We start from the raw sequence: 13,738 nt of genomic DNA on the forward strand, positions 1-13,738 counted from the left end.
GGATAGAGGCTTGTATAGAGGAAATTTGTTCGCACCTGACAACCCACAGAAAGTCTCGGCGCCAACCCGCCCGGCCCTTATCGCTGGTCTTGCTCGGCAAGGCCCATCTTTCATCTTGAACTCCGGATCATTTTGCCGCCGACAGATCAATCCACAGTTCGAGCACACCTGGGAAATTACGGGCCCCCTTTTGCGAGGTCACGTCGACCACCTTGGGCACCTGAACGCCGCCCCATTGCAGCTCCTTCAATGCGGTGCCGAGAGCAGCTGACAGCCTCTCGGTCGCGGGCTTGTCATCTGCAAAGTAGTAGTGAATTTCGCTTATTCCCTTTGCTAGATCGGAAGCCTCTACCCCTGCAACTCGAAACCCCTGTCCTTTGAGCTTCTGTGACATGGTTTGGGCTAGCGCTGGGTTCGCAGACGCATATTCGATGTAGACGATCGGTTGATCCGACACTTGCACTTCGACCGCTGCCCAGTATTGCAGGACAGTCTGCGGGGCTCCGGCCGCAGGCGCGGTGGACTTGAGGGAAGCGGGAGCCGGTCGCTTGTACGGGACGGGCGCACCCACAAGCTTGATGGTGGATTGCTCGGGAACGACGCCTGCACTTTCACTCTGGAGGTAGTCTGCGCTTGGAGGCGCTGCCCGCAGCACGAGATTTTTGCTTACGCTGTAGGAGTTTCCGGGGACCGCAGCCGAGGGCTCAACCGGCGCGCCGTTCGTGTCGAGCAGATTGGGGGCGGCATCTGATCCGAGCCAGATGTATCCGCGCAGATTTTGCAGCCCCGGTTTTTTGGCGATCCGCGCCTTTGTCTGGTCCATGACCACGGCTTCGGACACGGTCTCGGTTATTTCTGCAGGAGCTGAGAGTTTGGCGCTTTTGAGTTCCTGGGTGAGCGCTTTGATCTTGGTCTCTTGCAGATCCACCTGGGCGGCGCTCCGTTCGGCAGCGCGCTCGGCGAGCACAGCCGTTCTTTGCGCATCGAGCTGCGCAAGCTTGCGTTGTTCGGCAGCTCGGTCATTGAGGAGCCATGCGATGATGGCGACGAGAACCACGCATACGACCAAGATCCACATGTTGCGCCGCTGGGCGGCGACCTTACTTCTGCTGGCAAAGACGAGATCGCTGAGGTCGCGGTCTCCCTTTGCGAACTTCTCCGCTTCAGCGAGCGCGCTTCCGTTCAAGAGGTAGCCGGTCGCCTGGCCTGAGTCTTTCCACAGGCGCGCTGCGGCTGCCAATTGAATCTTCTTCCGAGCGTTCAGTCGGGCTGCCACGCGCTCGGTCGAGGGCTCGGACGTTCCGCCCGCAGCGGGATCGAACGGCACTAGCCTATCAGGCGTCCAGTCCTTTCCGATATCTTCAACGCTGACCGTTTCTGCGCTCCAATAGTCCAGTATGTTTTGAGCGGCCTGCCGCTCCGCGGCGTCCTGAAGGCAGGCGCCACTGTTCCTGGCGCGCTCCACAAACTCCTCGATCGTTGGCTTTGCACTTGATGTATCCCCCGATCCCAACGTGGGCCTCAGGGTCCTCATCAATTCGACATGCGCTCGTTGCAGATCTTCGAGTGAATTGAACCGATTGTTGGAGCCATCAGCCATGGTCTAGCATCTCCAATATGCCCTTGACGGGCGCACCAATGGCGACAAGCGATTCGCAATCGCGCCTGAGTTGCTGATCGACAACGAAGAACCGCAGACGCGACTCGCTACGCAGGCTGGCGAACAAATCAAACAGGCCTGCAGTCCGCGTCGTCCCGATGGGCACCACTGCATTGGGTGACTGTAGCCTGAGCAATTCAACGTCAATGCGGTCAGAGTATTCTTTGACATTGCGTGACCAATCCGCCGCTGGACTGAGGTCCGCCATGGTTCTGAGTGGCGTCTTCAGGTCGGGCCAGGCGACCATGAACGCGTCTGTAGTATCGACCGTATCGGAGAACAGCTGCTCGATGACCCAAATCTGCTTATCGATTTCTTGCCATAGATCGTGCTCCGCGACACGACCGCGTACCGCCTGATCAAGTCGACTGAGCGCCGCCTCAGCATTGGTCAGATCGGAAGCTCCTTGCGTCACCGCAGCTGCGAGGTTACCGAGCGCCACTGACAGCTTTTGCAGAGGAAGCTCTGTAGCGGCCGCCACAATCAGATCGTTCAGCCGGGGCGGTTGAAATTGGAGAACTCGCGACATCCTGATGATACCTATACGCGCGGCATTCGGATTGCGGTCATCCAACGATTTCTGCAGAAACCGTGATGCCGTATCGAGCTCATCTATCCATTTCGTCTCGACCGACCTCAAGGCGGCATCGTCGGGAAGCTTGTCGATAACGTCCCTGGCGCATTGCACCTGAGTTCGGACTTGGTCCTTGTATTCGCGCAACGCATTATGCTGAAGACTGTCAGAGGCGATCTTCGTCGACGATGCGATCAGGAGCGATATCTGCTTGACCTGCAGGCTGTGTAGGCAATCGTGCAATCCCTTGTATCCGTCCAGAAGGGAGATTCCCGTCCCGAGGTTGGTCAAGGTTTGCCTCGATTGCTCAATCGTCGCACGCGCAGCCGGGTCATTCAGCAAGGACCGGGTTCGCTCCAGACCCGCACGGACCTCTTCCACCTGGGATTTGACCTCAGGCAAAGCGTCCTTCGCCTGGGGCATCGCTTGTATGATGAGCAGGTACAAAGTTCCGGACGGCGGCAGCGCGCTCAGAACGTATGCGAGAAACAGGACGATCAGCCCTTGCTTCTCTGCACCATCTATACAGTTGCGTGCGATGGTCCAACGTGGAAGCCGGTCATTCGTCCAGCCGTTGATGCGGTGCTCACCAGTGCACCTATAGATGATGGCGTCGAGTTGCGGGAAATCGAACACGTCGCCGATGCCCCTTGCCACACCGTCGACCAATCCAGGAGGTATCTTCTCGCCCGCCAAATCCGAATTCCGTTCATTCGCCGATAAGCGCGGCCAGACCATCTTCAACGATCTTCATCCGGACAAGTTGGGCCGGCACACCTTGATTGTACAATGGCTGCACCCAGGTGGGATCGCCGAAGTGATGCAGAGCAATGAGTTCCCAATCAAGCGTGAAGCAGGGCGACCCGGATGATCCAGCCTCCGTGTTCGTGGCATACCTGACTCTGGTCCGGCTTTCATTGACCGCGATGATCGCTTCGGTATCCAGCGCAAGCTTCATGGGCGCGCCATCCGGATGCTGCACGATGATGAGGGGATCGCCTTTCTTCATCGGCATCTCCGCTACGGGCAGCTTGATCCAGCCACGAGGTCCAACATTGTCTCCACTGCCGACCGCCCGTTCTAGCCTGAGGAGGGCATAGTCGAGCTCGTTGGAGCTTGGCTCAGGTACGTCCGGCGTCTTCGTCTTCTCCGCTGCAGAGTAAGTGCGGTACGAAACGCAGCCTTCTTGTGCCAGAGCGACGGCGATGCCCGGCTGTCGCGTTCCGTTCACGAGTTTGAGGTAATCAAAGCGACAGATAACGTCTCCCATTCGTCCGGCGTTCTTTGCGGCCTCGACAACGTGCCAGTTCGTCAACACCACGTCGGGCCCGACGAGAAAGCCAGTACCGGCGGCGTTTCCGGATATTTCGACGCGGCAGACCTGCCGCTCGATGATCTCGAGCCTGGAGAGCCAGACATGCACGTCGAGCTGCGGAAGATTCGGCCGCACGTTGCGCTCGAAACCTGGTGCCGCTGCTCGCGCCGGGCCATCGACCTGTGTCTTTCCAGCCTCCTGAACCTCGATGGCGGCATCGCTCTTAGCCGTTTCGCCGGCCGCTTCGGGACAAACGCGAACAATTTCCGTGGCGACGTCTGGCCGATTCTTCTCCGTGTCACGATGGGCGGCGGCAAGGAAAAGCCGCAACACCCCCTTCTTCTGCAATGCGTCCAGCAGCTTCTCGAGCATGGGGCGAAGCGGCAGATTGTCCGGTACGAACTCGTCATACAGCCGATCCCCCGTCGACTCGTAGACAAGACTTGCAATTTCGTCCGCAGTGAACGCATCGGCCAGCATTCTGGCCAGAGATCTGATATCCGCACCCGACAGGTTTGCCATCCAGCCCGCTTCCTTTGGCCGCATGCCTAACACAACAACATTTGTATTCAACCCTGAATTGAGTATTATGCAAGTCTGAATTGGGAAGTTGGGGGAAATCCTATGGCTGGAATCGAACAGGACAGGTTGAGAGACTACGTTGCCCTGCTTAAGCGAGCCCATGGCGATCTCCAGCCACACGTCGAGGAGGCGGCTGAAAAGCGCCGGGAAGGCGCATCGGGCCTGGAGGCGGTCGATCCAACGGTCCACGCAGAGGAAGCTGTTCGCCAGGTCGATCGTGGTGCCGAGCTATCCTCGGAGCAAGCCTTTGGTCTTGAGGCAATAATCGATGCTGATATTCGACCTGCGATAGACATCATCAATGGGACTTTTACTTCGGCGCATCCTTTGTGGACCAAACTGTCACAGGATCAGGTACTCAAGAGCCGGATCGAAAAGGTCATACCGTCTGTTGGCCGTATTGGACTGCCCGGCAACAGGAGATACCCTTACGCGGGCACTGGATTCGTCGTCGGAAAAGGCCTTCTGATGACCAACCGACACGTTGCGGAGATATTCTCGCGCGGCTTGGGCAATCGGCTCATTGAATTTCTGCCTGACGCGAAAGCTGACGTGGATTTTCTCCGAGAACTGAATGGTCCGCCGAACCCTAAAACGCTAGCGGTCAAGAAGACCGTCATGATCCATCCTTATTGGGATATGGCGATCCTGAAGGTTGACGGGTTGGACGACGATCATCCTACGCTCGCGCTTTCGCTTCAGGATGCACGGGATTTGCCTGAAGGGCACGAAATCTTCGTTATCGGATATCCGGCCTTCGATCCACGAAATCCTGCAGACGAGCAACAGAAGCTCTTCGATGGAAATTACGGTGTCAAGCGGCTGCAGCCTGGTGCTCTGCATGGGAAGGTGAGCGCTGCAAGTTTCGGAAAGACGGTCCCTGCCGCGGCTCATGATTGTTCTACACTGGGCGGAAATTCGGGAAGTGCAGTATTTGATCTCACCACCGGCCAGGTGTTGGGACTTCACTTCGGCGGCCAATACCACCAGAAGAACTATGCTGTTCCTTCGTTTGAGCTCTCAAGAGACAGCCGTATCGTGGATGCCGGCGTGAAGTTCTTTGGAGACGGCGCTCGTGGAGGAGCCGGCGACTGGGCTAATTGGTGGACGCGAGCTGATCAGGCTGAAGCAACGGCAGAACCAATTAAGAACAGCCCGAAGACATCCGTTCAGAGGCCCCATTCGCCAATGGCCGCAGGAGGAATTTCGCAATCGGTCTTGACGGACGGTGCCGTCCGAATTGAGGTGCCTTTGGTCATCACGGTATCGCTCGGCCGAGCAGCCGAGGGTATGCGAGTCGAAGCAGCAGCCTCACGGGAGGAGATGACCGCTGACTTCACCGAAGCGATGCGGGAGCCGTTCAGAGACACGAGCTACGATGGGCGAGGTGGATATTCCGCCAGCTTCCTCAACGAGAATAGCCCCGGCGAAACCTCTCTGCAGATTCCGTTACCCCGCGCCGCCGACCCTGCTGTGCTTGCCAAGACGAAGACCGGAGAGACCATTCTCAAATATGAGCACTTCTCGATTGCTATGCACGAGAAACGCCGAATTGCACTATTTACAGCCTCGAACGTCGTCGCTTCTCCCGAGCTGAAGAAACCGGAGGCCGGTAAGGACTATTCAAGGCGCGGCCTGAGCGGACTCGGTCCGAGCGATCAGGAAAAATGGTTTCCGGATCCTCGTATCGACGCTCGGTTTCAGCTTCCAGATGTCTTCTACAACAAAGACCGCCAGGCGTTCGATAAGGGACATATCGTTCGGCGCGAGGATGCCGCATGAGGCAGGACGTACGATGAGCTCCGCCGTGCAAACGGCGACACTTACCACGTCACCAACTGCTCACCGCAGGTGAAGGAGTTCAATAGATCAAACCTCGGAGACGCCAATTGGGGCGACCTGGAGAACAACGTTCTGTCGGAAGCGGCCAGCGAGCGGCTTTCGGTGTTCGCCGGGCCGATCCTGACCGACAACGATCGGATCTTCACGGGTGCAGGAGATGGGGGAACGGTGCTGAAGGCACGAATTCCGGAAAAATTCTGGAAGATCGTCGTTGCACGTACGGACGAAGGTTGCGCCGCGTTTGGTTTTGTCCTTGAACAGGACCTGTCAGATGTCGAGTGGGAATTCACCCCGGCTGACGAACTAGTCCCGTTCATGTATCCAATCTCCGACATCTCGGAGATGACCGGCGTCAGATTTCCATCGATCATCGTAGACAATGATCAGTATTCGACAACCCGCGGAGGGAACGTGGCGCTCCGCAGCGGCGCAAAAAGAAAACGAAAATCGAAACGCTCCTAGGCTCGTCTATGAACACTCTGTTGGTGACTATTCTGACTATTTCGGGAGCTGTAATGATTCTCGCAGGGCACCATCATGTTGGTGGCATCGGCGGTTCAGGCGGCGGCGGTCTCGCTGAAAGCGGCTCGAAGCACAGAGGCGCCGACGGTTGATGCCGATGGTGTAGCCAAGGTGCTCGAGATGCTATCGAAGCTGCCCCAGTGGATTCGCGCGATATTGACAGGCAATTTTCAACTATGGCTTGCCCTGCTCACGCTCGCAGGGCAGTCATGGTGGCCATCCTGATCCGTCAAGGCTATTTGGGTAAGATCAATGGACGATGTACAAACTTTTCGCGACCACTTCTTGTCTCTCTATCAGTCCGCTGCGGCCGACTACGTATTGCAGAAGGCCAAGGAGACGACGACAGAAGGCCCCACGGAAGCCGATCCGCTCATGCAGGCGGTAAACGAGGTTGCAGAGCTGCGGTCGAAAAACGGCAGCGAGGTTGCCGACACGGAGGAAGGGATCGCCGATATCCCGAGGATCTGCGCCAGCCTCGGGCTTCGATATCTTGAAGCGGTGGTCACTGGCGACACGGCGCGTGCGGCACGCATCCAAGAACAGATGACCGGCGGCACGTGCGATCCAAAATGGGCCTTGACGCTCTCGGAATATGCCAAGTTCTTTGGCCCCAGCGGTACCAGAGGCAAAATTCCATACGTCCGCGCGGCGGAAGTTGGTGCGTACACGATCACGATTCCAGCGGGTGCGCGCATCGCGATCTTCGGCGACTGGGGCACCGGGGCGCAGCCTGCGCGCCGAATTTTGGCGAAGATCAAAGAGCAAAAGCCCGATGTGCTGCTTCACCTCGGAGACATCTACTATTCCGGCACGCCTGCGGAGTGCCAGACGAACTTCGTGAGTGTGATCAGATCGGCATTTGATCATGCCGTCCCGACCTTCACTCTGGCGGGTAATCACGACATGTATAGCGGCGGGCTCGGTTACTACGATCTCGCCAAAACTCTGAATGCGGGCGAGCAGGCCCAGAAGGCAAGCTTCTTCTGCCTGCGGTCCGCCGACTCGGCATGGCAGGTTCTGGCAATGGATACCGGCCTGCACGATTATAGTCCGATTTCCGTGACTGACGCGCTGACATTTGTCGAAGAAGACGAACAACAATGGCTAGAGCAGCGTGTAGCGGAATTTGCGGGACAGACCATTCTGGTCTCGCATCATCAGTTGTTCTCGGCGTTTTCCCAGATAGGCAAGCCGAGAGGCGATGGAACTCTTCTGCCGTACAATCCGAACCTGCTCGCACTGTTCGAACGCCTGAAGCCTAAGGGAAAAATCGCCGCATGGCTTTGGGGCCATGAACACAATCTGTGCATTTACGAGAGCTATCTCGGATTGGAGCGCGGAAGATGTATAGGTCACGGCGCGATTCCGATTTTTGAAGAAGAAAAGCCATACAATGTGCTCAAGGGCATCGCCGACCCGCCCACGCTCGTCGCAGAGACGCAACTGAAGGTAAGCGATGGGGCCTACGAACACGGCTTCGCAATGATTACGCTCGGGAAGAGCGAAGTCAGGACCAAGGTGGAGTATTTCACCGAAAGCGGACTGACATACGAAGAGGGGTTCTAGCCTTCTCCAGGTTCTGGAACGATTCTGAATGTGATCCAACCGGCTCATACACCGAGCCTTAAGGGCAGCTTTGCGGCAATGCTGTGGAAGCCTTTCCTCCTCGGCTCGTTTGTCGGACCAACCGTCTCCAGGATGGCTCAGAATATTGCCTAGCCAGATGGGCACGAGGCAGCTTTTATCGGCCTATTTCGTGCCGCTGTGTCGAGTGGCCGGCAATCGCCTCTCGTCGTCAGGCCAAATGCGTCAAGCTAGACCTTTCGTGACCATTTCTTGATGCTCGCTTCGAAGCTTGTGCGGTCCCGGAAGTGGCACCAAGCGGGCCGCCAGTGCCAGTTCGGAGCGGTCGATGACGTTATGCGGCCAATTGAGCGACCACTTGCGCGATTTCAGCACGGCACACTTGTCTGCCTGCGGGAGAAGCCCGACCAGTGCATGTCACCAGAATTGTTCATCTGACCACGTCGACGTGAAGGACGGTCTGAAGGGCACGAATTGCTTGAACCCCTTGAACGGCAGGAACTGCCTGAAACCCTTGAACGGCTCGAACTGGTTGAAGGGCTTCATGGGACCGCCCTGCGATCCGATCGTCGAGAGCATTGCCGACCCGGCTCTGTCCCAAAGCCAGCCACTTCTGTTCCAGCCAAGAAATTGACCGTCGAAGCGCCAGAGGTGTTCGCCGTCGATATAGCCGATTGGACGACCATCAAACGCGTAGATGTGCGTGCTGTCGTCGTCGAGATAAGCAACAGCAGCGCCATGGCGGTCGTAGTATGTCAAACTCATCAATGTCTCCTGAACGGCCCGCAGGTGCCGGAACAGGCGCACCGGACACCGACGGATTCGCAAGGTCTCTTAGGTGACAGTCCATCAGCTCGGGTGGCCCACACTGTATGCTGGGTGTCGCATTGCGACGCGTTAGGCGACAGTACGCGTGGATCGCACTCCGAGCAAAGCGGGGCGAGGACGGCCTCGCGTAATGCCGGTACACAACGTGACGAATGGCTCGCACCAACCAAACAGGCACACAACCCAGCTCAAGAGAATGCCCCGCATTTTGTCCTGCTCCGGATCAGTCATCGTCACAGATTGATAATCTCGAGGGCCGGTTGGGCCACGACTGAGATCTACATTATTTGCAGCCGCGAGCGGAGGTCGAACAAGCGATCAAAGGCGCTGCTTCCTTATGGACGTGGCGGGCAGGCAGGACAATCTGGTCCCACGGCCTCGAGCCCAGGCAAGGCACCGAGAGCAGCCCTTCCCAGCGCATATAATGCCGGGCTCGCCCTCAGCTTGAGGCCCTTCGCCTCGCAGTCATCCATGAATGCCTTGAGGACTCCTTCGCGCTCTAGCATCGAGAGCACGTTGAAAACCGTCTCCACGCTCAATTCAATGTCCTTGCTTCCTGCCTGACGTGCCATGGTGTCATTCTCTCTTACATGAGTATTCTACGGGAATCGGCCGATGCCAGTCCCCAGTCGTACGAGCGCATCCTGTGTATTGAACTCTCTCTGCCGATCTAGCGCTTCTGAGGCGGCGGCCTTGGAAGCCTCCTTTGGAGCGAGCGTGATTCTTCCGATCTCGTCGAACCGCGGCAATCCCGACTTGTTAGGCGGCAGCCGGATCAGAATGATGATCGTGTGCATGTCCTGCCGGCTGTTGTCAAAATTAGCGGCAAGATTGGATGGGACGAACTTGCCCGCCACCGGGTTCAACTGGGTCGAAGGATCCACATTGCCAGTGAACTTTGTCGTGAAAGTAATCGTGTCCGTCATCTGGGCGGTGGTGTAGTCGCTGTTTTCGCCGGCGAGATTTCCAAGTTGGTTCTGCACTAGGAAGCTATGCACAAGCGATCGAATCTTGAGCAGGCCGGCGGCGGGATAAATCGCATTGATCTGTTTGGGAACGATGTCGCACATGCCCTCTGTACTAAGCCGGGCGAGGCTATCGAAGCTATCGTAGACCCTGAAATGGCGCTTCACTTCTCTGGTCCGGTCGTTTTTGGCCGTGACCCCGATCTTGTCCGTTCCGCTCGAGAAGCTTTTCAGAAGGGTGAGATCGATTCCGTTGCCGTTCACCTCCGTCGAGTCGATGGTGAAGTCGTAGCTGATCGAAGTATCCTTGTAGAAAAGGAAGGGATCTCGAAGTTCTTTTGCGAAATCGTTCCAGTTGAGACTGCGAAAATACTCTGGGCTGGCGCGAAGCGTTTCGATCAATTGGTCCTTGGTCATCCGCTGATACACGAACGGGCTCTTCGCGGCAGCGATGTTAGCGACAATCTCCTCCCTGATCGCGTCACGCGTCTGGCATCTGATGATTGTCGCAATGTCCTCACTGGCGAAACCGGTTGTATCCTCCGGAAGCGGATAAATAGAGCAACCACCTGTTGCTAGAGATAGGAGCGAGAACAATGCCCAGCGGATCGCTGGCACCCCGCCTCGAAAATGGAATTGAGTCCCCAAATCCCATGCCCTCCAAACCATCATGGCGACTCTATCGCTACCAGCGCCAGGGCAACATGAAACCAGGGGAAATCCCTAGGTTCACTCAGGGAGGCGTGCCCAAACTATGTTGGACAAGACCCCCGACATGGTTAGATTGGTGGCAGATCGCGTGACTGAGTCAGATCGGTGGCCCCATCTTGTATCGAGTGAACGCATGGTCGAAACGCATTGCGATTCGATCTCGATCGATGGCACGCCGGGCTTGTGTTCGAATAATCATCGGTCTACGAGAACCATGAGCTGGAGCGCAATTCTCTATTCGCCTCCATGGTCTCAATCCAAGGTCTACCCAAGGACGACGAGAGCAGGACACGTATCCGAGTCCCCTTGAGCGATCAAAGTTTGAAGCAGTGCACAACAAGTTGCGCCTGTGCCGGTCGATGACGTATCTAGCGATCGCAATGGCCCCGACGGACTCGCCTACGGCCCGCCTGTTTTGAGGGCTTCCTCATCAAACGGCGGCATGATGTAGCCGATACACGTTTTAGAGGGCTAAGGCTTGTTAGCGCGCACTACCATGACCGCAACATGCCTCCAAAGCTGGTGAGCGGCGCCGTCGCATCGCGTATAGGCCCCGTCGAGGAATCATGGCAGGGTCTGTTGGCATGCAAAAATATGTTCTCCTTCGGAGTGGGACACAGTCAGGCGAAGATGCGCCCGCGACTGCGAGCATCGAGGTCTCAGATCTAAGCGATAGGGATGTCGCAGAAGCCGAGCGCGACCCGACCGTCAGTGAGGTCGCGCCCGTTGCGCCGATGGAGCTGATCGATCATTGCGAGTCTCTCGAAGGCTCCGACGATCAGCCAGATCATCATGACAACTGGGGCATTTCGGCGGTCGGCGCCGGCACGGGCGCGCTCAGTGGCGCGGGTGTTACGATCGCGGTCATCGACTCAGGTATCGTGAATGACCATCCAGCGTTTGATCCTTTCAAGATCTACGAAATGGATTTTTCAGGATCGGGGAACGGGGACCGATGCGGCCACGGCACACATTGCGCAGGCATTCTCTTTGGTCAGAGTGTTGGAGGACGGAGGATAGGTATTGCCCCTGGCGTCAAGCGAGCGCTGATTGCTAAAGTCAGGCCTGACGACGGCAGGATCCGTTCCGATATGGTATTCAAGGCGATGTTATGGACCATGCGCGAACGAGCAGACATCATCTCGATGTCCTTGGGTTTCGACTATCTGGGCATGGTATCGAAGAGCGAGGAACAGGGGTTGCCCCGCGACCTTGCGCTCTCGGATGGTCTCATCTCTTACCGGAAGAATCTTCGCATTTTTGATGCCATCGCGGCTCTGATGCGAAAGCAGGCTGCGCTGGGATACTCGCCGCTCATCATCGCGGCAGCCGGGAACCAAAGTCGACGACAAAGCAGGCCTGCTATCAAAATAGGCGTCTCGCTGCCTGCTGCAGCTACGGGCGTGGTCTCGGTGGCTGCGGTGTCGCGCGAGCTGAACGGTCGTTTTTCTATTGCAAACTTCTCGAACATCCTTCCTACGATTGCAGCACCGGGCGTCGGCATCCCGTCGGCTTGGCTAGGCGGCGGATTGAGGTCAGGGAGCGGCACAAGTGCGGCCTGCCCTCACGTTGCGGGCGTCGCAGCCCTTTGGCTCGAACGACTAAGGCAGGGAGATCGCAGGGTCGATGCGGATCGGTTGCGGGCAACGCTGCGGGACAATGCCCGCAAGGACAATCTCAGCCCGGACTACGACCCTTCCGATTTCGGGGCAGGCCTGGTGACCGCGCCGACAGCCGGGTAGGCCAGCGGCTCGTCTGCCAATTTGAATTCACCCACGTCGAAGTCCAGAGTATCAACCCCATGGTTGAAGTGGACGACAACCGGAAATTTCAGCCCTGCCAGATGCTCCGGACGAATGGTCATGTCGGTCTCGCCGAATGCGACAAGGCCGTCGGCATTCTGCACCAATTGCGTATCTGTCGTGCTGACGGTCTCGGCAAGCGGGCTGTCGATCCGCATCCGCTTGTCGATTATGGGCGCTTCGTCCAGAAGTACCGAGCGGCCGCCGACGCTAAACGGCGCTACGCGGGATAAGGTTACCCTCACGTGAAGCCGGCAAGCCGTGCCGGGTTCTTGTGGCGCGGATTGCACTTCGACCGAGGGAAAATAGGATTGGCCGGCCGCGGCTAGAAGCTTCCGGAATCCGCTGACGAATTCAGTCTGCTCCCGCTCGTTCAAATCAGTCGGGGAGGCTTTCGGGTTCAGTCCGCCGCGGAAACTCGGCGAGCCCGATACGAGGGCATAGGCTGCCAGCCGCGCTTCATCTTGATTGGTCGAGAACAATCGCTCGAACAAACGTTCGGGGATAGTGCCTCCCTCTAGGATTTCGACCGGTGACAGCGTCTTGCTCCTTCGCATGCTGTCTCCCTCCTCCTGGGATTGGAGAAAAAATGAAGCCTCCTTGATCCCTTCCAGCCTTTCCGCAACCTCTCCGGACTCAAGGTGTTTCACAATTCTCGACGGCAAAGCTTGCCTGTCGATTAACGATCCGAGTTCGGGCGCGGTTCCGACGTCGTCCGACACCGCCCCAAGCTTAATTTCATCCTTCTTTGGGCCGGATGCAAGGTCCGGGCGGCTGGCCAGAATGCCCGCCAGGCGGGCCAGATGCGCAGGAGGCTCCCGAAGGGACCTGACGATCCGGGCGGCCGGCGCCGAAAGAAGGCGGACAATCTTGCCTCTGGTCTCGTCCAGGGACGGAAGCTCCGCCAGGGCCTTCACGCCGTTGGCATCGAGCGTCATATTTTCGACGGCGCCACCGATGATGACGAACTTTTCGTGATCTTTGGCGAAGTCGACCGCAGCTTTGGATGCGGCAAGTGGATCGCTGGAATAGGCAAGTACTGTCTGCCCCTTGAGGAAGGGGACGATCCCCTCTGCGTCGGTGCCTTTGGCAGCGATCTTTGCGAGCCGGTTCTTCGCGACCTTTACCTTTGTTCGGCCGGTCTTCGCGAGCCTTCGCAAGGCCTGCATCTCTTCGACGCTTAGGCCTGCATAGGCGGCCACGATCACGCTTCTACATTCCTGGAGTTCACGCCTTAGCCCCTTGACGAACTCGACCTTCTCGGGACGGCGCGCCGGCGCGCGCCCAAACGCGACAACCGGCATCAGGTGAGCATTTTCAGGTTTCGCGAGCGGTTGAGCGGGAGCCATG

At 57.6% G+C, this 13,738-nt stretch carries 9 protein-coding genes and 1 pseudogene; 4 read left to right on the top strand and 6 right to left on the bottom strand.

Going from position 1 to position 13,738, the window contains the following annotated elements; all coding sequences use genetic code 11:
* Window positions 1-127: 127 nt before the first annotated feature.
* Genes WN73_RS22650 through WN73_RS22660 form a run of 3 tightly spaced genes read right to left on the bottom strand, consistent with a single transcriptional unit; the run spans window position 128 to window position 4,071 of the window.
* Window positions 128-1,600, bottom strand: coding sequence for a LytR C-terminal domain-containing protein (locus WN73_RS22650; RefSeq protein WP_271554887.1), 1,473 nt, complete (start codon window positions 1,598-1,600; stop codon window positions 128-130).
* Window positions 1,593-2,978, bottom strand: coding sequence for a hypothetical protein (locus WN73_RS22655; protein ID WP_271554889.1), 1,386 nt, complete (start codon window positions 2,976-2,978; stop codon window positions 1,593-1,595). Before WN73_RS22655 ends, WN73_RS22650 begins: the two co-directional genes overlap by 8 nt.
* Window positions 2,944-4,071 carry a trypsin-like serine peptidase gene (locus tag WN73_RS22660; protein ID WP_271554891.1) on the bottom strand — a complete coding sequence of 376 codons (1,128 nt, stop codon included), beginning with the start codon at window positions 4,069-4,071 and terminating at the stop codon, window positions 2,944-2,946. Before WN73_RS22660 ends, WN73_RS22655 begins: the two co-directional genes overlap by 35 nt.
* A 102-nt stretch (window positions 4,072-4,173) precedes the next feature.
* Between WN73_RS22660 and WN73_RS22665 the strand changes: the two are divergent.
* The 3 genes and pseudogenes from WN73_RS22665 (at window position 4,174) to WN73_RS22675 (ending at window position 8,064) form a co-directional block, all read left to right on the top strand.
* Window positions 4,174-6,435: pseudogene (locus tag WN73_RS22665) on the top strand (DNA/RNA non-specific endonuclease).
* A 75-nt stretch (window positions 6,436-6,510) separates the two neighbouring features.
* Window positions 6,511-6,720 carry a hypothetical protein gene (locus WN73_RS22670; RefSeq protein WP_271554892.1) on the top strand — a complete coding sequence of 70 codons (210 nt, stop codon included), beginning with the start codon at window positions 6,511-6,513 and terminating at the stop codon, window positions 6,718-6,720.
* Window positions 6,721-6,747: 27 nt separating this feature from the next.
* Window positions 6,748-8,064 carry a metallophosphoesterase family protein gene (locus tag WN73_RS22675; protein WP_271554893.1) on the top strand — a complete coding sequence of 439 codons (1,317 nt, stop codon included), beginning with the start codon at window positions 6,748-6,750 and terminating at the stop codon, window positions 8,062-8,064.
* 435 nt (window positions 8,065-8,499) lie between these two features.
* On the opposite strand, the gene WN73_RS22680 is transcribed toward WN73_RS22675, so the two are convergent.
* Both WN73_RS22680 and WN73_RS22685 read right to left on the bottom strand, forming a co-directional pair.
* The gene (locus tag WN73_RS22680) at window positions 8,500-8,847 is read right to left on the bottom strand and encodes a 4-fold beta flower protein (protein ID WP_271554894.1); all 348 of its coding nucleotides are present in this window, start codon (window positions 8,845-8,847) and stop codon (window positions 8,500-8,502) included.
* Between the two features lie 662 nt (window positions 8,848-9,509).
* Complete coding sequence (locus WN73_RS22685) at window positions 9,510-10,493, bottom strand: hypothetical protein (RefSeq protein ID WP_271554895.1); 984 nt, start codon at window positions 10,491-10,493, stop codon at window positions 9,510-9,512.
* An 827-nt stretch (window positions 10,494-11,320) separates the two neighbouring features.
* Between WN73_RS22685 and WN73_RS22690 the strand changes: the two genes are divergently transcribed.
* Window positions 11,321-12,328 carry a S8 family serine peptidase gene (locus WN73_RS22690; RefSeq protein WP_271554897.1) on the top strand — a complete coding sequence of 336 codons (1,008 nt, stop codon included), beginning with the start codon at window positions 11,321-11,323 and terminating at the stop codon, window positions 12,326-12,328.
* Here the strand turns inward: WN73_RS22690 and rplJ are convergent.
* Entirely contained in the window at window positions 12,274-13,737 is a 1,464-nt protein-coding gene (gene rplJ, locus WN73_RS22695) for a 50S ribosomal protein L10 (RefSeq protein ID WP_271554898.1), read from the bottom strand. The two genes, WN73_RS22690 and rplJ, sit on opposite strands and share 55 nt — an antisense overlap.
* Window position 13,738: the final 1 nt, after the last annotated feature.

The sequence above is a fragment of the Bradyrhizobium sp. CCBAU 45394 genome, assembly GCF_028128655.1.
Classification (GTDB): Bacteria; Pseudomonadota; Alphaproteobacteria; order Rhizobiales; family Xanthobacteraceae; genus Bradyrhizobium; species Bradyrhizobium diazoefficiens.

Excerpts from the sequence above, each read along its gene's own strand:
- WN73_RS22675 (WP_271554893.1), top strand. The coding sequence starts at position 6,748 with ATGGACGATGTACAAACTTTTCGCGACCACTTCTTGTCTCTCTATCAG.
- WN73_RS22650 (WP_271554887.1), bottom strand. The coding sequence starts at position 1,600 with ATGGCTGATGGCTCCAACAATCGGTTCAATTCACTCGAAGATCTGCAA.
- WN73_RS22670 (WP_271554892.1), top strand. The coding sequence starts at position 6,511 with ATGTTGGTGGCATCGGCGGTTCAGGCGGCGGCGGTCTCGCTGAAAGCG.
- WN73_RS22660 (WP_271554891.1), bottom strand. The coding sequence starts at position 4,071 with ATGGCAAACCTGTCGGGTGCGGATATCAGATCTCTGGCCAGAATGCTG.
- rplJ (WP_271554898.1), bottom strand. The coding sequence starts at position 13,737 with ATGGCTCCCGCTCAACCGCTCGCGAAACCTGAAAATGCTCACCTGATG.
- WN73_RS22690 (WP_271554897.1), top strand. The coding sequence starts at position 11,321 with ATGGAGCTGATCGATCATTGCGAGTCTCTCGAAGGCTCCGACGATCAG.
- WN73_RS22680 (WP_271554894.1), bottom strand. The coding sequence starts at position 8,847 with ATGAGTTTGACATACTACGACCGCCATGGCGCTGCTGTTGCTTATCTC.